Origin of the sequence: Phenylobacterium sp., assembly GCF_036264965.1 — a bacterium.
In the GTDB taxonomy this organism is placed as follows: domain Bacteria; phylum Pseudomonadota; class Alphaproteobacteria; order Caulobacterales; family Caulobacteraceae; genus Phenylobacterium.
The window spans coordinates 1-16,457 of record NZ_DATAPY010000137.1; the positions used below are offsets into that span (position 1 = coordinate 1).

Genomic DNA, 16,457 nt, shown 5'->3' on the forward strand with positions numbered 1-16,457 from the left:
AAAGCCAGTGGGGCATGAGCGACGGCATTTACAACCGCGAGGTCACCAACGGCGGCCCGCCCTGGGAGGGTAACCCCGTCTGGCGCGATCAGAGCCCGATCGCCTACGCCAAGAACTGGAAGACCCCGATGCTGCTGTCGATCGGCGAGCGCGATTTCCGGGTGCCGATCGGAAACACGCTGGAGAACTGGGCCACCTTGCAGCGCATGAAGGTGCCGAGCCGCCTGCTGGTCTGGCCGGACGCCTGGCACTGGATCCTGAAGCCTGAGGACAGCCGCCATTTCTACCAGGAAGTGGACACGTGGCTGGCCCACTATCTGAAGGACGGGCCTGCGCCGCCCGCGCCGGGCACGATGAAGTGATAGGCAAATCCGCGCCCGCACGGCGCCGGATGTCGTAAATCTGCGTTAAGGGCGCGGGCCGTCCCGAATCGATGGCCCGTGGTATGCAGGCAGGCTTTCTGCATTTAGAAGACTGTTCAAATTTGACCGGTCCGGAAGCTCAATCCGGAGCGGGAAGTGGGGCCAGGGAGCGTCTTAGTATGACCCAACGCATCGTCCCGGGGCTCGAGCCCGCGCCGACGAAACACGCGAAACTATTGCAATGGGTTCGCGAAATCGCCGCGCTCGCCGAGCCGGACCGGGTGCGCTGGTGCGACGGATCGGAAGCCGAATGGACCGAGCTGACCGAGGAACTCGTCGCGGCCGGGACGCTGACACGGCTGAATCCGGCCAAGCGCCCGAACTCGTTCTACGCCGCCTCCGATCCACGTGACGTCGCCCGCGTCGAGAGCCGCACCTTCATCTGCTCGGACACGCCGGAAGAGGCGGGCCCCACGAACAACTGGCTCGACCCGACCGAGATGCGGGCCGACCTGAAGGACCTGTTCAAGGGCTGCATGAAGGGCCGCACGATGTACGTCGTGCCGTTCTGCATGGGGCCGCTCGGCTCCAACATCAGCGCGATCGGCGTAGAGATCACGGATTCGGCCTACGTCGCCGTATCCATGAAGATCATGACGCGGATGGGCCAGGCCGCCCTCGACCAGCTCGGCGAGGACGGCTTTTTTGTGCCGGCCGTGCACTCGGTGGGCATGCCGCTGGTTGACGGCGTCAAGGACGTCGCCTGGCCCTGCAACGAAATCAAATACATTGTCCATTTCCCCAAGACCCGGGAGATCTGGTCGTACGGCTCGGGCTACGGCGGCAACGCGCTGCTAGGCAAGAAGTGCTTCGCGCTGCGCATCGCCTCGGTGATGGCCCGCGATGAGGGCTGGTTCGCCGAGCACATGCTGATCCTGAAGCTGACGTCGCCGCAGGGCGAGGTCCGCTTCGTCTCGGCGGCGTTCCCCAGCGCCTGCGGCAAGACCAACATGGCCATGCTGCAGCCGACGCTGGCGGGCTGGAAGGCCGAGACCATCGGCGACGACATCTGCTGGATGCGGTTCGGCGAGGACGGGCGGCTCTATGCGGTGAACCCGGAGGCCGGCTTCTTCGGCGTGGCGCCGGGCACCGGTGAGACCACCAACAAGAACGCTATCGCCGCCCTGCACGCCAACTGCATCTTCACCAATGTGGCCCTGACCGACGACGGCGACGTGTGGTGGGAGGGCCTGACCGACGAGGTTCCGGCCCATCTGATCGACTGGCGCGGCAAGGACTGGACGCCGCAGAGCCTGGAGCCCGCCGCGCACCCGAACGCGCGCTTCACGGTCCCGGCCGAGCAGACCCCGGTGATCGCCCCGGAATGGGAAGACCCGGCCGGCGTGCCGATCTCGGCCATCCTGTTCGGTGGCCGCCGCGCCTCGGCGGTGCCGCTGGTCAACGAGGCGCGCAACTGGGCGCACGGGGTGTTCATGGCCTCCAATGTGGCCTCTGAGGGCACGGCGGCGGCGGAGAACGCCATCGGCGAGCTGCGGCGCGACCCCTTCGCCATGCTGCCCTTCGCCGGCTACAACATGGGCGACTACTTCGCGCACTGGCTGGAGATGGGCGCCAAGGCCAAGGACCCGGCCAAGCTGCCGCGCATCTATTTCGTGAACTGGTTCCGCAAGGACGAGCGCGGCAAGTTCGTCTGGCCGGGCTATGGCGAGAACAGCCGCGTGCTGAAGTGGATCGTCGAGCGCCTGGAAGGCCGTGCCGAAGCCGTGGACACGCCGATCGGCCTGTTGCCCGCGCCGGGCAGCCTGGACGTGACGGGCCTGGGCCTCAGCCAGGCGCAGCTTGATCTGCTGCTGACGGTCGACGCGGAGATCTGGCGGCAGGAGGCGGCCCTGGTGCCGGCCTTCTACGAACGCTTCGGCGACCACTTGCCGGCGGCGCTTTGGGCCGAACTCGACACGTTGGTCGCCCGGCTGGGCGAACCGGCCCGCAAGTCGGCCATGGTGGCGGCTGAGTAGGCCGCCAACGCCGCCTGACTAAGGAAAGGGCCGCGGGGGACCGCGGCCCTTTTGAATCGCGGGCCGAGCATGGCGCGTGGAGTGAGAGCACGGTTTGGTCGGCCTGGTGTCCGACCGACGACTTGGAGGTCACCCTCGGGCGCGTAGCGGACGTCGACCGCACCGCTGGTTTCGTGGCTGAGGTAGACCACGTGGCGGCTATTGAGGAACACACCGAGGCGAAGATTCTTCGGCCGGCGCGCCATCAGAATATGTTCGCACGGCTGTCACGGCCAATGCGCCCAGCCTCTGCCTACGAGCCTGGCGCTTTCATCCGGATGCCCGGCCCATGTGAGGAGTCGGCGGCGATGAAGATGATGCCGCCGTCCTCCAGAACCTTCTGAACGCGCTCAAGAGTACCGGTGTGCATGCCACCCTTGCCCGTCTCGAACCGCGTGATTGTCGACGGTGCGACGCCGGCGGCGCTGGCGAGTTCGCGTAGGCCGAGGCCTAGCGCCGTCCGCCCCAGCTTCACCTGAAGGGGTGTCAACACCGACAATCATGCGCTCCATGCATTGACTTATGAGCTCAATGAGCGGATTAATGCGCTCAAGGAGCGCGTTTTCGACCCCGCCGCACCGAGTCGCCGCGCACGGAGACTTTACATGCGCACGCCCAAATCCACATCCGCCCTGCAGCTATCGTGGTGCGCCGTGATCGGTGCGTCTCCAGCGCTGCCGTTGGCGACGACGCCATTTGCAGCGTCCAGGTCGGACGAGACGATGAGGCTCTGCCGGTCCTGGTCGTCGACCGAAGCGCAGATCTTCAGGTGGCAAGGACAGTGCTGCGACATCGAGAACTACCTCGCGGCGGCGTGCGACATCTGGTTCGAACTGACGCAGGACGAGCAGCGGAAGCCGCCCGACGCTGCGGAGATGTTCGAAGTCGACGCTCGCATTGACGCGCCCCGCGACGCCCGCGAAGAGACCATCCCCATGTTGCCCGGGCTGGTCGCGACCAGCCGCGAGGCGAACCTGATCAAGTTCGAAGTGCTGGCGACCCTCCTCCGTCCGGAGGGTCACCGCGACGAACTCATTCTGCTCCACAGCGCGCGACGCGACGTTGAGGCGGCGTGGCGCTGAGCGCGCGTCCCGACCATGCCCACAGACGTCCTGGCCGCACGGCCGTGCCATCCGACGGAGAGCTTCATGCCTGATCCCGAATCTGAACCACCAAGCCCACTCTCCCGCAGAACCCTGCTCGCCGCGCCAGTCGGGATGTCGGCGTCCATGGGCGCCGTGGCTGCTGTCGCCGCCGCCGACGAATGCGTTCCGCTGTGTATGCTCTGGCTCGCCAACGACGCGGAGCTGAACTGGCTTTTCGGAAGGTACAACGACGTGGAGGGAGATCTCTTTCGCGATTTCCGGTGGTCCAAACTGACGCCCGACGAACGGAAGGCGTTGCCCGAGGCCGCGCCGCTGAACGCGATCCAGGCGCGCCTGGACCACCTCCTCGATCAGCGGCGCGCGCTCGCGTCAAAGCTCCGGCATTCCAGGGCTTCAACCCGCCAAGGCGTGATGCTCAAGTTTGAGGTCGTGAACCGAGAACTCCATATCCAGGACTTCCCCGCCATTTATGGCCTCCTCAGGAGCGCGGTCCGCGATCTCGCTCTCCTCTGGTAGGTGGTGCGTGAGGTCTAAGGCGGCCCTGCCAGACCAAGAATTGCCCCGAACGCCGGATTATCCCTGGGTGTCGACCGATGTCTTCCAAGTCTGAAACGCGGCGCGATCCCGTCGATGTATCGGTCGGCGCGCGCATCCGCTTGATCCGCAATATCCGTGGGATGTCGCAGCAGGCGTTGGCGCAGGCTATCGGGATCACCTTCCAGCAGGTCCAGAAGTATGAGCGCGGGGTCAACCGGGTGAGCGCCTCCATGCTCGTGCGGATCGCCGAGACCTTTGACGTTGCGATCTCCGATCTGTTCGGTGACGAAAATCGCGCCGGCGGATTGACCGACGACGTCGCGGCGCGAGCCGGCGAGACCGGCGCGCTGGAGCTTCTGCAGGTCTATTGCCGGATGCCTCGCGCCCGCCGCTCAGCGCTGTTGTCGTTCCTGAAGGCGCTGGAACACGGCGACAGCTGAATTCGTGTTTCGCCGACGCGGCCGAAGGCGATATCGAGAAGCGCCATCTATGACCTCTCGGATGCAAGCGGCGCGACCTCCGCCAGCGAGTAGCTGGTGCTACGGCCGCCGGCCGCTTCCTTCACGAGGATTCCGCGCCTAACCAGATCGTCGATGTCGCGAAGGGCGTCCGCCACGCTCCGATGGTGATCTTGCTCATGCCGCTGCGCCCGGTTGGAAAGAGCGCGGCATGCCAACTGAAGAGCCGCTCCTCGGTCAGCTGTTGCTACCCCCCAAAATGCTTATCACGCCGGTCGCAGCGGATTGATGAAGTTTAGACCGGCGAAGTCCTTTTCGTTGTCGGTCACAATCATGCAGTCGTGGGCTTCGGCCACCGCGGCAACAATCATGTCGAGCGCGCTGCGTGGCCGTCCCGCTGCGGTCCCCGCGGCCATCAGCCGAGCCCACGCAAGGGCAGCCCGCTCGTCAAACGACAGCACCCGGCCTGTGAACAATTCCTGCGGACCCTCCGGCCCCGAAAACCAGGCTTCGAGCGCCTGACGCCGGCGCCCCTCCGGCATCTCAAGAAGACCCCGTTGCACTTCTGCGATGGTCCAGGATGAGATGTGGAGATCTTCATCGAGTTGGTCGGCCATCCACGCCAGGAGAGAGTCGGACGGCGTGGGCTTGACGACGTCGCTGATGATGTTGGTGTCGAGCAGGTAGCGCGTCACAGATCGACCGAGCGCCCCGGCGTGAAGGGACGACTCAGGTCGAGGTCCGCACCAACCAGTGGCGACCTGCGCAACGCGGCGAGGATGCCGCCCCGCTTCGGCGGTTCACCCGAGATCGTCTGGCTCACAGCGGCTCGGATTCGCGAGGCTTCAGGCCCACCTTCCGCCAGGCGGCGGGCCAGAGATCGGATGAGTTCGCGATCAGCATCCCGACCGAGCACCTCAAAGCGTGCCATGCCGCGCTCACCCAGACGGCCGCGGTAGTTCTTCACGGCGCGGCTCTGCGAAGAATTGGTCATGACGACCTCCAGATATGCCCGGTAATATATCCAGGGATGCAGCAACGAACAAGGCGCGCCTCGCCGCGCCTCGCCGCCGCGCTCGGCTCCTGACCGCCCGCGCTGCGCCGGCGATGCCAACATCAGCAACACATCGCGTACAGCCCATGCCCGCGTCTGCGTTTTCAGGTGCGGTTGTCCTCGAGCTGGCGGATGTCAGCCCAGGCCTTCTGTTGCTCTCTCTGCAATCCGGCCAGGTGCTGTAGCCCGGAATAGATCTCCCCAAACGCGGCCTGCGCGGACATAGCGAGCTAGACCCGATCACTGCGTCGCCTTCGTTCTGGGCCCTTGGCGGCCGTGGCCATGCTTATCCAAGCCGTCGCGGGATCGACCTCCGCCGCGTATCGAATGGACAAGCTCGCTGAGTTGCCGGTCAGCGTCCAGCACCGAAGCCGTTGGTGGCGGCCAAGGTCAGTGGCGTCGGTGTCCATCTGATCGCTGACACTGGCGCCACCATGGGTGGCTTTACTGCGGCGAGCGCCGCTCAGCCCGGTGTCGCAGGCCGGCCCTTAGCAGGCTTTGCCGCCGTTCATTGGTAGCTGGCGAAGCTAGAAGCTATTGATATATTTTATGATATTCCGCCCGGCCTCACTGCACCGCGCGCTTGAGTTGCCCTGAAAAACATCCGGATTCCACATATAATACGGATGCTTTGAAGGTGAGAAGGGATGACATGGTTAGGGTAACGGCGGTCGAGTTCCTCGCGCCGAGAGTGACAGCGCTTCGGTGGCTTACGGCCTCCTTCCGCAAGGACTGTTCATGGAGCTTCGCGAGAAGTTCGCGCGCGTTGCCGTCGCACGTCGTGCGGGAATCATCGCGCGCCCCTAGCCGTTGTGCTCATCCGTGCATGGCCTAGCCAGCGCTGGAGGAGGTTGAGCGGTAGGCCAGCTTGAAGCGCCTCGACGCCGAATCCATGACGCAATCGACGAGGACAGGCGGGACACCCAACCACGCACAACTGACGCATCAAGCTCTTCACGATCCGCCAGGCCGTGACACGGCGCCAACTCCATAGCCGTCGAAGGCGCTGTCAGGATCGAGCTGCCGCGCCACCACGTCGAAGCTTTTGAGTCCGGTGTTGTCTTCGCCGCCTCAGCCGTTGGCGACGACGCGAAGGGTCGGCACGGCGCCGGGCCGCTCGCCACGGATCTGGGCGACCAGCTCGAAGAGCGCGCGGCGCACACCGTCGACGTCGCCGCGGTCGGCCAGGATCTCGATCTCTTCCAGGTTGGCCGGCGAGATGCGCAGCGGCGAGTTGGAGACCACCTCCAGCACCTTGTGGGCGCAAGGCAGGGACCGCTCGGTCTCGTCCAGCAGGGCCTCGGTCAGCTTCTCGCCGGGGCGCAGGCCGGTGATCTCGATCTCGATCTCCTTGCCCGGCGTGCGGCCGGAAAGCGCAATCATCTGGCGGGCCAGGTCCATGATCCGCACCGGCTCGCCCATTTCCAGCAGGAACAGGCGCGCCTCGCGGCCCTCGCCCTCGGCGCAGGTGGCCGTGGCGTGGAGGACGAGCTGGCTCGCCTCCGGGATGGTCATGAAGAAGCGCTCCATGTCCGGATGGGTCACGGTCACTGGGCCGCCGCGCTCGATCTGCGACTTGAAGATCGGCACCACGGAGCCGCCGGACCCCAGGACGTTGCCGAAGCGCACCGCGGAGAAGCGCGCGCCCTGGCCAGCGGTCTGCTGGGCCTGGATGACGCTCTCGGCCAGACGCTTGGTGGCGCCCATGACATTGGTCGGGTCCACCGCCTTGTCCGTCGAGATCAGCACCATCTGGCCCGCGCCGCTGGCCTTGGAGGCCTCGGCGACGTTCCAGGTGCCGATGACGTTGGTCAGCACGCCCTCGCAGGGATGCTGCTCCACCATGGACACGTGCTTCAGCGCCGCGGCGTGGAAGACCAGGTCCGGCTTCTCGCTGAGGAAGGCCTGATTGATCCGCGCGGCGTTGCGGACGTCGCAAAGGACCGCCTGGCGGGACATGTGCGGGAAGGTCTCGGCCATCTCGCGGTCGATCTCGAACAGCGAGGTCTCGGAGAAGTCGAGCAGGGTCAGGTGACCGCAGTGGAAGGCGGCGACCTGGCGGCAGAGCTCGGCGCCGATCGAGCCCCCGGCGCCGGTGACCAGGATGCGGCGGCCGCGGATCAGGGCGCCGATGGCGTCGCGGTCGAGCTCGATGGGCTCGCGGGCCAGCAGCTCTTCGATGTTGATGTCGCGCATCGGCAGCAGGGTGACGCCGTCGTGCTGGGCGAGCTCGACGATGGACGGTAGGCGCAGGAGGCGAATGCCGTCGGTCTTCAGCCGGCCGAGCTGGTCGGCGGTGAGGCCCTTCAGGCGGCCAGGCTCCTCGAGGAAGAGGATGGCGCGCGGATACCGGTTCCAGCGGCGCAGGTCCGCCAGGGCCTCGTCCAGGTTCTCGAGGCTCTCGATGACGCAGACGCCGCGCACCTGCTGGCCCACGTCGCGCGGATCGGGGCCGACGATGCCCACCGGCGTGTAGGTGCGGTCGTGACTGCGGGCCATGTCGCGCAGGTAGCTGTCAGCCAGCGACGGCGGGCCGATCAGCAGCAGGGACGGCGACTGGGTGATCCGGTCGGCTACGGTCTTCAGCGGCGAGAAGCTGTCGAGCGCATGTTCGTGCAGGGCGCGGCGCAGGATCCGCACGCCCATCGAGCTCACCATCTGGAACATCGGGGCGAGCAGCAGGGTCGAGCGGGGCAGGCCGCGGCCGCGATCGATGATGAAGACCCAGATCAGGAAGACGCCGACGGTCAGGACCGCGATGCGGGCCAGGACCAGGGCGTCGGGAATCGACGCGTAACGCCACGGCGACAGCTCGCGGCGGAAGAGCATGCTGAAACCGCCGGCCAGGACCGCGTAGAGTACGGTGAGCTGCACGAGGTTCAGCGAGGGAAGGCTGGTGACGACGTCCAGGGTCGGCATCGCGGAAGACGCCACGGAATAGGCAAGCACGAAGGCAATGGCGGCCAGGATCACGTCGGCGACGATGGTCTGGGCTCGAAAAGCCACCCGCTCCATGCGCCGCACTCCGTTAGCTCTTCGAATCGTCAACATAGACCTAGGCGTGCGACCGTCTACCGAAAGTGGCCGGATAAAGTGTTACCGCAGGGGTTCTTGCACGCCGCGCACAATCCATGCGCATCCGCAATGCGCTGGGACCTTAGAAAGCAGCGGCCCCTGACGCAATGGAAAAGCCGCCGCCCGCGAGGGCGACGGCTCTCCTGCAGCCCGTTGGGAGTGCGCTTGTGTCTAGAACAGCACGCCCGTCTCGATCATGGCGCGGGACTGTTCGTCCTTGTTGCCGACGGCGCCGAACATCGCCCCCTTGGTCCCCGAGTCGACCTTCACATAGGCCAGCTCGCCGCGGACGAAGTAGGTCTTGAACTGGAAGGTCGGGGTCAGCGTGAACGACCAGGCGTCGCTCTTGGTCCCGTAGAGCAGGCTGACCTGCGAGCCCGACGAGGAGATGTACTCCACGCGGCCGGCCAGGTTGAACAGCGGACTGAAGGAGTACTTGCCCAGCACCGCCGCGCCGAAGGTCGAGGCCGAGCTCGGCAAGCCGAAGGACACGTCCTTGGGCGTGGTGGAGTACTGGATGTACGGATTGATCAGCCACTTGTCCTCGGTGTGCGTCCAAAGGACGTTCCAGATCGTGCCGTTGTTCTGGGCGATCGGGGTCACGAAGGTCGAGCGCGACGTCTTGTCGAAATTGCCCGAGGCGGCGACCGCCACGGTGTCCTTCATGGTCACCGCGTAGCTGGCCAGGCCCGACACCGTCGAATAGTGCTCGGAGAAGTAGCCGTCGTTCACGGAGCCCGAGAGCGTCAGCGGGCCCTTGGTGTAGTTCACCTGGACGCCGCGGCTGATCGCCGGCTCCTGGTTCCAGAGCAGGCCGCGATTGATGTTCAGGTTCTCGAAGCTGAAGGTGTATTCGGCGCCGATCAGGGTCGGCAGCTCGCCGATCTGGATGCTGAACTCGGCGTTCGGCACGATCTTGATGTAGGCGACCGGGACGTATTTGAAGGTCTCCTCGGTCAGGCGGGGCGAGGTGGCGACCGGCGTGCCGAGCGACGGGAAGTTGTATTCGCCGGCCTGGACGTAGAACTGGAAGACGCCGTCGGTCTTCTGAACCTCAATCTGCAGGTTGCTGATGTCGCCCTTGCGCTTGTCGCTGGGCGCCGGCGCGGCGGTCTGCGCCATGCCGAAGCCGCTGATCTGTCCGCTGACCCAGATCTTGCCCAGCGGGCCCAGGTCGGCGTTCAACGGGTCGGCGTTCGAGCTCAGCGAAGCGGACATCGCCGGCGACGCCAGCGCCGTGGGCCCTGCGGGCGCCGCCGGGGCCGCCGCGGCCCCCGCCGCTGGAGGCTGGTCGTCGGCGCGAGCGACACCAGCGGCTGCCAGTGACAGCGCCGCGACGCCCGTCAGGCTGGCGATCTTGAGAGCCTTCATTCGTATATCCCCTTGTTCCCGGCCTGCGCTGTCCAGTTTGACTGGATCCGGACCGTGCGCGGACATCCTCGCGGGCCACCCCCTGAGATCAACGCCCGCTACCCACGTACTGCCGCGCTTCTGGGCTGTGATCGTTGTTTAGGCGCCCAGGCATAAAGGCGCCATGCGTTTAGGCGCCCCTGTCCGTAAGAGAGGTATAAGGACGCGGGGGCGCGGCCAGGTCGGCCCGCCAGACTCAGCGGGCGACGAGGGCGCTGTAGCCGAGGTGCGAGCCGCCATCCACCAACAGGGTCTCGCCGGTGACGTGGCGCGAGGCCTTCGAGGCCAGGAACACCGTCGAGGCGGCGATGTCGTCTGGCGTGGAGGCGACCTTCAGGGGCGTGCTGGCCGCGGCGTTGGCCCGGATGCGGTCGGCGGCGGCCTCGCCGAGGCCCTTGCCGAACCACGGCGTGTCGATGAAGCCCGGGCAGACCGCGTTGACGCGGATCTTGGGCGCCAGCGCACGCGCCAGCGACAGCGTCATGGTGGTCAGAGCGCCCTTGGAGGCGGCGTAGGGCACCGACGAGCCGATGCCGATGACGCCGGCGATCGAGGCGGTGTTGACCACGGCCCCGGGCTGCGGCGCGGCCTCAAGCAGGGTCCGGCAGGCGCGGACCATCTGAAAGGCGCCGACGACGTTGACCGCATAGAGGTCGAGGAAATCCTGGCCGGACACCGCATCCATATCGGCGTGGTTGGCGAACTTGGTGGTCCCGGCGTTGTTGAACAGGGCGTCGATGCGTCCGAAGGGCTCAGCGGCGGCGGCGATCTTCCGGCAATCTTCGTCGGAGGCGACGTCGCCCTGGACCAGGACCGCCGTGGCGCCCTCAGCCTCGACCAGGCGGGCCGTCTCCTGCGCCTCGTCCTGGCTACGGGCGTAGTTGATGACCACGGCCTTGGCGCCCTGGCGCGCGGTCTCCACAGCGATCGAGCGGCCCAGGCCGGTCGAGGCGCCGGTCACCACCACCACGAAATCCTCGCAACCGCCGCCGGACATGGTCGTCTCCACCCTGGTTTGCGGGTTTGATAGCCGCAAGCCGCGCGGCTGTCTCGGTTGCGGGCGTTCGGCGCGGGGGCTAAAGCCGCGCGCATGGACGAGACCCACCTGACCCAGCTCGGCCGCGACGTCCGGGGCTTCGCCAGCCCGGACGAGGCGGTGCTGGAACGCGTGCCCAATCCGCAGGCGGATGCGCTCTACCTGGCGCGGTTCACGGCGCCGGAGTTCACCTCGCTCTGCCCGGTGACCGGCCAGCCGGATTTCGCGCACCTGGTCATCGACTACGCGCCGGGCGAGTGGCTGATAGAATCCAAGTCCCTGAAGCTCTATCTGGCTTCGTTCCGCAACCACGGGGCGTTCCACGAAGACTGCACGGTGGCCGTCGGGCGGCGGATTGTCGCCGTGGCCGAGCCGCGCTGGCTGCGCATTGGCGGCTACTGGTTCCCGCGGGGCGGCATCCCGATAGATGTCTTCTGGCAAAGCGGTCCGCCGCCGGAAGCCCTCTGGCTGCCGGATCAAGGCGTCGCGCCCTATCGCGGCCGCGGCTGAGCTCCGGCCCGAGCAAGTTTATTGCGCCTGCACCTGATCTGCGCGGCGCGATTACTAGGGTTAACGCGATGAAGACTCCGCCGCGTGAATCCACTTTTTCTGTGAATCCTGTCATCGATCGGCGAGGACTGACGACCCCAGGTTCTCCTCTGAGGGGAAAAGCCCTGGCTGCTGTCGGATTAGCCGGTTCGGGCTTTGCAAAACCGTTAATCGGGCCTATAACCAACTCGCCCATCTCTCCTCGGGCGTGTCACCTCAGGCCGGACGACGCCCCGCGTCGTCCGGCCGTTGTGTTTTCAGGGCCCCGGCTCCCGTCCTTGGCGCCGCCTGTCCCGGCGTTAGCTGGGGTCCGGCCCGCTGCCGCCTGCAAAGAGCAGTCCTCTTGAACCACCTCTGACGCAGACCTTCCGAAGCTCCGGGATGGGTGGAATAGGGACACCTGCGCGGCAATCCCGTGACGGAGGCTACGGACCCGTGAGCGAACGTTCGGAGGGTCCGTTTTCTGGCCCCTGACCGGGCCTCGGCCGAGGCCGGAAAGCTTCGCTGCATGGCGACTTTTCTGCGGCGAAACGGGGGCTCCGCGGCCCCAAGAAAGCCCCACGAATCAATGACTCAGAGGCGCCAGGGCGTTCCATCGGGAGCCCTCTCCCAAGTCTGGATGGAGACCCCATGCCGGCCCAGCTTTATCCGCGCCCCGATCCAGTGGCCACGTCGAGACTGACGTCCGATGCGGACTCCGGCGGGCTGACGCTGCCGATGCTGCGCATCCGTGGGCGCAGTGTGATGGCGCTGGTCATCACGCCCGAGCCGCCGTTCACCAACTGGTTCGCCGCGCTGGACCAGCAGATGCGCCGCTCCGCGGGCTTCTTTGCCGACCGGCCGGTCGTCGTCGATCTGGCCGCGGTGCTTGAGAACATCGGACGGGACGCCATCCCGATAGCGCTCGATGGGCTCGAGGAACGAGGCCTCAGGGTGATCGGCACGGAGGGCGTCGGGCCCACTCTGCTGGCCGGCACAAGATGGGCCCGGCTGCCGACGAGCCTGCAGGGACGCGATGTGGCCCAGACGCCTCGGGGCGACCCGCCAGCGGCCGTGTCCGCGCCGTCGCTGCTGGTCGATCGACCTGTCCGCTCCGGCCAGTCCGTCGTCTTCGAGGAGGGCGACATCATCGTGGTCGGGGCCGTGGCTTCGGGCGCAGAGGTCATCGCCGGCGGCTCGATCCACGTCTACGGGGCCTTGCGCGGCCGCGCGCTGGCCGGGCTCAGGGTGGGCGCAGGCGCCCGCATCTTCTGCCGCCGGCTGGAGGCCGAGCTGGTGGGCGTGGATCAACTCTACCGCACAGCGGAGCACTGGGGTCCCGATCTGCACGGGCGCGCCGTCCAAGTCCGTTGCGACCGCGGCGCGCTCCAGCTTTCGGCGCTTGATTGAAGGCAGCTCGCCGGATGGCGGGGGAAAGAACGGTGAGTGACATGTGCAAGGTTGTGGTCGTCACGTCGGGAAAGGGCGGGGTCGGGAAAACCACCTCTTCCGCGTCCCTGGGCGCCGCGCTGGCCCAGGAAGGCCACAAGGTCGTGGTGATCGATTTCGACGTGGGCCTTCGCAACCTGGACCTGGTGATGGGGGCGGAGCGGCGGGTCGTCTTCGACCTCGTCAACGTCGTGCAGGGCGACGCGAAGCTTCCGCAGGCGCTGATCCGCGACAAGCGGGTCGAGACGCTGCACCTGCTGCCGGCCTCTCAGACCCGTGACAAGGACGCCCTTACCGAGGAGGGCGTCGGCCGGGTGATTGATGAGCTGCGCGAGAGCTTCGACTGGATCATCTGCGACAGCCCCGCCGGAATCGAAAAGGGCGCCACCCTGGCCATGCGTTTCGCCGATCTGGCCGTGGTGGTCACCAATCCGGAGGTTTCCTCGGTCCGCGATTCTGATCGCATCATCGGAATGCTGGATTCCAAGACCCGGCGCGCGGAGAACGGCGACCGGCTGGAGAAGCAGCTCCTGCTCACGCGCTACGATCCGGCGCGCGCCGCCCGCGGCGAGATGATGAAGGTGGAGGACGTGCTGGAAATCCTGGCGATCCCGCTGCTGGGGATCGTCGCGGAGAGCCCTGACGTGCTGACCGCCTCCAACCTGGGCTGCCCGGTCACGCTGCACAATCCGGGTTCGCCGGCCGCGCGCGCCTACCGCGATGCGGCCCGGCGGCTGCTGGGCGAGACGATCGCCGTGGACGAGCCGCAGGCGCGGCGGGGCTTCATGAGCCGCCTGTTCGGAAGAAGGGCGGCCGCATGAACTTCCTGAGCCTATTCACGCGAGGCCGCCGCTCCGCACCCGTCGCCCGGGAGCGGCTCCAGGTCCTGCTGGCGCATGAGCGGGGCCTGGCGGGCGGCGCCGACCTCGCAGCCATCCTGCAGCAGGAGATCCTCGCGGTGATCGCCAGGCACATCCCGATCGACCGCGATCGGGTGGTGGTCAAGCTCGATCGGGGGGACCAGGTCTCCACCTTGGAGATCGATATCGAGATGCCCGAGGCCGCGCTCGCGGGCCATTAAGGCGAGCGCGACGCGCGGCTCTCCAGCGGCCCTCAGCCCACATCCCGCCAGCGGCTGACGTGGGCCGCGACGTCGGGGCGTTCGCGCTCCAGCGGGGGCTCGCGCGGGGTCCCCATCAGCACGAAACCGGCCACCTTCTCCTCGCCCGTGAGACCTAGGATGGCGTTAGCCTCGGGATCATAGGCGTACCAGTCGGTGATCCAGTTCGCGCCATAGCCCATGGCCTGGGCGGCGTAGAGCAGGGTGGCGCAGGCCGCGCCGGCCGACAGCTGCTGTTCCCAGGCGGGAATCGGGGCCTCGCGGGGCGAGGCGATAACCGCGACGCAGAGCGGCGGGATCTTCAGCTTGCCGAGCTTGGCGGCGTCGGTCAGGTCGCCCCGCGACAGGGCGAGCGCCTCAAGGCGCGCGGCGAAGGCCGCCTTGGCCGGGCCTTCCAGAACGATGAAACGCCAGGGCGCGAGCTTGCCGTGGTCGGGAACCCGGGCGGCGAGGCGCAGAAGGATGTCGAGCTCGTCAGCGCTGGGGGCGGGTTCGGCGAGGGTTACGGCCGAGGTCGAGCGGCGCGTGGCCAGGAACCGCAGGACTTCGGGCGCCGGCGCCTGGGGGATAGGCGCGCCGAATTGCGGGGCAGGCGGCAGGGCGACGGTCACAGGAGGCCTCGTGGGCTTTAAGAACACGGATAGGATGGCTCCTTTATGGGTGCGCCCGCCCGCACCGCAAGGAGAGGCGCCCGAGGATGGCCGACAAACCCGCCTGGCTGCGGCCGCACGGCGAGCCCTGGAAACCGGGCGTCGAGCGCCTGGCGTTCGAGAGCGGCTGGATCCAGGTGATCGAGCAGACGGCGATCGCGCCGACGGGGCAGCCTTCGCCTTACGGGCTGGTGCGGTTCAAGAACCTGGCGGTGGCCGTGCTGCCGATCCACGAGGACGGGACGATCGTGCTGGTCGGCCAGCATCGGTTTCCCTTGGGCGACTACAGCTGGGAGCTGCCCGAGGGCGGCGCGCCGCTGGACGAGGACCCGCTGGAGGGCGCCAAGCGCGAGCTGGCCGAGGAGACCGGCCTGGCGGCGGCGGATTGGCGTGAGGTCATGCGCACCCAGCTTTCCAACTCAGTCACCGACGAGCGGATGATCGGCTATCTGGCGCTGGGGCTTTCGCAGGCGACGGCGACGCACCCGGCCGATGAGACCGAGGCGATTGTCCTGGCGCGGGTCCCGTTCCGCGAGGCGCTGGACGCGGCCATGGCCGGGTATCTTCCTGACATGCTGACAGTGGCGATGCTGCTGCGGGGCTACCATATGGCTCGGGAAGGGGCTTTGCCGGGCGTCTTGGCGCGGGCCATGCTAGGATAGGGGGACGCCTGATGGGGCGGGAGGACCAGATGAGCCAGCAACAACGCCTGGAAATCGTCGACCCGGCTGAAGCGCCGCCGGTATGGGCGGCGCTGCGCAACGAGGCCGAAGCGGCGGGCCAGAAGGAGGCCGCGCTGGCGAGCCTGCTGGCGGCGGTGATCCTGAACCACAAGTCGCTGGGCGGCGCGCTGAGCTATCAGTTGGCGCGCAAGCTGGGCGACCAGGAACTGCGCGCGATGAGCATCCGCGAGATCGCCGAAGACGCCTATGAGGCCAATCCGGGCCTGGTTTCCACGGCCGAGGCCGACCTGAAGGCGGTGTTCGAGCGCGATCCGGCCTGCAAGGGCTATCTGCAGCCGTTCCTGTTCTTCAAGGGCTTCCTGGCGCTGCAGACGCAGCGGGTGGCCCACTGGCTGTGGGAAGAGGGCCGCGAGACGCTGGCGCTCTATCTGCAGAGCCGGATGAGCGAGCTGTTCCAGGTGGACATCCACCCGGCGACCCGCATCGGACGCGGCGTCTTCATCGACCACGGCACCGGCATCGTGATCGGCGAGACCGCGGTGATCGGCGACGACGTCTCCATGCTGCAGGGCGTGACCCTGGGCGGCACCGGCGCCGAGCGCGGCGACCGCCACCCGAAGATTGGCAGGGGCGTGCTCTTGGGCGCCGGCGCCAAGGTGCTCGGCAACATCGTCATCGGCGACTACGCCAAGATCGCCTCCGGCTCGGTGGTGCTGAAGCCGGTCCCCGCGGGCTGCACGGCGGCCGGCGTGCCGGCGCGGCTGGTCAACTGCCCGACCGGCGATGCGCCGGCGCGGACCATGGATCACACCCTGGCCGAAGACATCTACGACTACGTGATCTGAGCCGGCTGGCGAAAGCCGCTTTCGCTTTGCGCCGCCGCGCTCTAGGTTCCGCGCCACTTCGGCGGCCAG

At 67.3% G+C, this 16,457-nt stretch carries 18 protein-coding genes; 11 read left to right on the forward strand and 7 right to left on the reverse strand.

All coding sequences use genetic code 11. The features are described 5' to 3' along the window. Both VHS75_RS18285 and VHS75_RS18290 read left to right on the forward strand, forming a co-directional pair. The coding region (locus VHS75_RS18285) for an alpha/beta hydrolase family protein (protein WP_329640046.1) at positions 1-362 on the forward strand (362 nt) is incomplete at its 5' end. Positions 363-541: 179 nt separating this feature from the next. After that, positions 542-2,398 carry a phosphoenolpyruvate carboxykinase (GTP) gene (locus tag VHS75_RS18290; protein ID WP_329640047.1) on the forward strand — a complete coding sequence of 619 codons (1,857 nt, stop codon included), beginning with the start codon at positions 542-544 and terminating at the stop codon, positions 2,396-2,398. A gap of 292 nt (positions 2,399-2,690) precedes the next feature. Here VHS75_RS18290 and VHS75_RS18295 read toward each other — a convergent pair whose 3' ends face one another. Further along, a complete protein-coding gene (locus VHS75_RS18295; RefSeq protein ID WP_329640048.1) occupies positions 2,691-2,930 on the reverse strand; it encodes a helix-turn-helix transcriptional regulator in 240 nt (79 codons plus the stop codon). 112 nt (positions 2,931-3,042) lie between these two features. Between VHS75_RS18295 and VHS75_RS18300 the strand changes: the two genes are divergently transcribed. The 3 genes from VHS75_RS18300 to VHS75_RS18310 all read left to right on the forward strand — a co-directional run bounded on the left by VHS75_RS18300 (position 3,043) and on the right by VHS75_RS18310 (position 4,520). Then, a complete protein-coding gene (locus VHS75_RS18300) occupies positions 3,043-3,519 on the forward strand; it encodes a hypothetical protein (RefSeq protein WP_329640049.1) in 477 nt (158 codons plus the stop codon). A 66-nt stretch (positions 3,520-3,585) separates the two neighbouring features. Continuing rightward, a complete protein-coding gene (locus tag VHS75_RS18305) occupies positions 3,586-4,059 on the forward strand; it encodes a hypothetical protein (RefSeq protein ID WP_329640050.1) in 474 nt (157 codons plus the stop codon). Positions 4,060-4,136: 77 nt separating this feature from the next. Then, on the forward strand, positions 4,137-4,520 hold the full coding sequence (locus tag VHS75_RS18310; RefSeq protein ID WP_329640051.1) for a helix-turn-helix transcriptional regulator: 384 nt from the start codon (positions 4,137-4,139) through the stop codon (positions 4,518-4,520). A gap of 284 nt (positions 4,521-4,804) precedes the next feature. Here the strand turns inward: VHS75_RS18310 and VHS75_RS18315 are convergent, their stop codons facing one another. The 5 genes from VHS75_RS18315 to VHS75_RS18335 all read right to left on the reverse strand — a co-directional run bounded on the left by VHS75_RS18315 (position 4,805) and on the right by VHS75_RS18335 (position 11,074). After that, positions 4,805-5,233, reverse strand: coding sequence for a PIN domain-containing protein (locus VHS75_RS18315; RefSeq protein ID WP_329640052.1), 429 nt, complete (start codon positions 5,231-5,233; stop codon positions 4,805-4,807). Then, a complete protein-coding gene (locus VHS75_RS18320; RefSeq protein ID WP_329640053.1) occupies positions 5,230-5,532 on the reverse strand; it encodes a hypothetical protein in 303 nt (100 codons plus the stop codon). Before VHS75_RS18320 ends, VHS75_RS18315 begins: the two co-directional genes overlap by 4 nt. A 1,131-nt stretch (positions 5,533-6,663) precedes the next feature. After that, positions 6,664-8,607, reverse strand: a complete 1,944-nt coding sequence (locus VHS75_RS18325; protein WP_329640054.1) for a nucleoside-diphosphate sugar epimerase/dehydratase — start codon at positions 8,605-8,607, stop codon at positions 6,664-6,666. 231 nt (positions 8,608-8,838) lie between these two features. Further along, the gene (locus tag VHS75_RS18330) at positions 8,839-10,038 is read right to left on the reverse strand and encodes an outer membrane beta-barrel protein (RefSeq protein WP_329640055.1); all 1,200 of its coding nucleotides are present in this window, start codon (positions 10,036-10,038) and stop codon (positions 8,839-8,841) included. A gap of 235 nt (positions 10,039-10,273) precedes the next feature. Next, the gene (locus tag VHS75_RS18335; RefSeq protein WP_329640056.1) at positions 10,274-11,074 is read right to left on the reverse strand and encodes an SDR family NAD(P)-dependent oxidoreductase; all 801 of its coding nucleotides are present in this window, start codon (positions 11,072-11,074) and stop codon (positions 10,274-10,276) included. Between the two features lie 93 nt (positions 11,075-11,167). Between VHS75_RS18335 and queF the strand changes: the two genes are divergently transcribed. The 4 genes from queF to minE all read left to right on the forward strand — a co-directional run bounded on the left by queF (position 11,168) and on the right by minE (position 14,171). Beyond that, positions 11,168-11,623, forward strand: a complete 456-nt coding sequence (gene queF / locus VHS75_RS18340) for a preQ(1) synthase (protein WP_329640057.1) — start codon at positions 11,168-11,170, stop codon at positions 11,621-11,623. A 669-nt stretch (positions 11,624-12,292) separates the two neighbouring features. Next, a complete protein-coding gene (gene minC / locus VHS75_RS18345) occupies positions 12,293-13,051 on the forward strand; it encodes a septum site-determining protein MinC (RefSeq protein WP_329640058.1) in 759 nt (252 codons plus the stop codon). Between the two features lie 41 nt (positions 13,052-13,092). Continuing rightward, positions 13,093-13,911, forward strand: a complete 819-nt coding sequence (gene minD / locus VHS75_RS18350; protein WP_329640063.1) for a septum site-determining protein MinD — start codon at positions 13,093-13,095, stop codon at positions 13,909-13,911. Further along, on the forward strand, positions 13,908-14,171 hold the full coding sequence (gene minE, locus VHS75_RS18355) for a cell division topological specificity factor MinE (RefSeq protein WP_329640059.1): 264 nt from the start codon (positions 13,908-13,910) through the stop codon (positions 14,169-14,171). The genes minD and minE overlap by 4 nt, the downstream gene beginning before the upstream one ends. 32 nt (positions 14,172-14,203) lie before the next feature. Here the strand turns inward: minE and VHS75_RS18360 are convergent, their stop codons facing one another. Further along, on the reverse strand, positions 14,204-14,821 hold the full coding sequence (locus VHS75_RS18360) for a nitroreductase (protein ID WP_329640060.1): 618 nt from the start codon (positions 14,819-14,821) through the stop codon (positions 14,204-14,206). 86 nt (positions 14,822-14,907) lie between these two features. Here VHS75_RS18360 and VHS75_RS18365 point away from each other — a divergent pair, with 86 nt between their 5' ends. Beyond that, on the forward strand, positions 14,908-15,522 hold the full coding sequence (locus tag VHS75_RS18365; protein ID WP_329640061.1) for an NUDIX hydrolase: 615 nt from the start codon (positions 14,908-14,910) through the stop codon (positions 15,520-15,522). 29 nt (positions 15,523-15,551) lie between these two features. Beyond that, complete coding sequence (gene cysE, locus VHS75_RS18370; protein ID WP_329640062.1) at positions 15,552-16,388, forward strand: serine O-acetyltransferase; 837 nt, start codon at positions 15,552-15,554, stop codon at positions 16,386-16,388. Positions 16,389-16,457: the final 69 nt, after the last annotated feature.

Excerpts from the sequence above, each read along its gene's own strand:
- VHS75_RS18290 (WP_329640047.1), top strand. The coding sequence starts at position 542 with ATGACCCAACGCATCGTCCCGGGGCTCGAGCCCGCGCCGACGAAACAC.
- VHS75_RS18300 (WP_329640049.1), top strand. The coding sequence starts at position 3,043 with ATGCGCACGCCCAAATCCACATCCGCCCTGCAGCTATCGTGGTGCGCC.
- VHS75_RS18305 (WP_329640050.1), top strand. The coding sequence starts at position 3,586 with ATGCCTGATCCCGAATCTGAACCACCAAGCCCACTCTCCCGCAGAACC.
- VHS75_RS18310 (WP_329640051.1), top strand. The coding sequence starts at position 4,137 with ATGTCTTCCAAGTCTGAAACGCGGCGCGATCCCGTCGATGTATCGGTC.
- VHS75_RS18320 (WP_329640053.1), bottom strand. The coding sequence starts at position 5,532 with ATGACCAATTCTTCGCAGAGCCGCGCCGTGAAGAACTACCGCGGCCGT.
- VHS75_RS18325 (WP_329640054.1), bottom strand. The coding sequence starts at position 8,607 with ATGGAGCGGGTGGCTTTTCGAGCCCAGACCATCGTCGCCGACGTGATC.
- VHS75_RS18330 (WP_329640055.1), bottom strand. The coding sequence starts at position 10,038 with ATGAAGGCTCTCAAGATCGCCAGCCTGACGGGCGTCGCGGCGCTGTCA.
- VHS75_RS18335 (WP_329640056.1), bottom strand. The coding sequence starts at position 11,074 with ATGTCCGGCGGCGGTTGCGAGGATTTCGTGGTGGTGGTGACCGGCGCC.
- queF (WP_329640057.1), top strand. The coding sequence starts at position 11,168 with ATGGACGAGACCCACCTGACCCAGCTCGGCCGCGACGTCCGGGGCTTC.
- minC (WP_329640058.1), top strand. The coding sequence starts at position 12,293 with ATGCCGGCCCAGCTTTATCCGCGCCCCGATCCAGTGGCCACGTCGAGA.
- minD (WP_329640063.1), top strand. The coding sequence starts at position 13,093 with ATGTGCAAGGTTGTGGTCGTCACGTCGGGAAAGGGCGGGGTCGGGAAA.
- minE (WP_329640059.1), top strand. The coding sequence starts at position 13,908 with ATGAACTTCCTGAGCCTATTCACGCGAGGCCGCCGCTCCGCACCCGTC.
- VHS75_RS18365 (WP_329640061.1), top strand. The coding sequence starts at position 14,908 with ATGGCCGACAAACCCGCCTGGCTGCGGCCGCACGGCGAGCCCTGGAAA.
- cysE (WP_329640062.1), top strand. The coding sequence starts at position 15,552 with ATGAGCCAGCAACAACGCCTGGAAATCGTCGACCCGGCTGAAGCGCCG.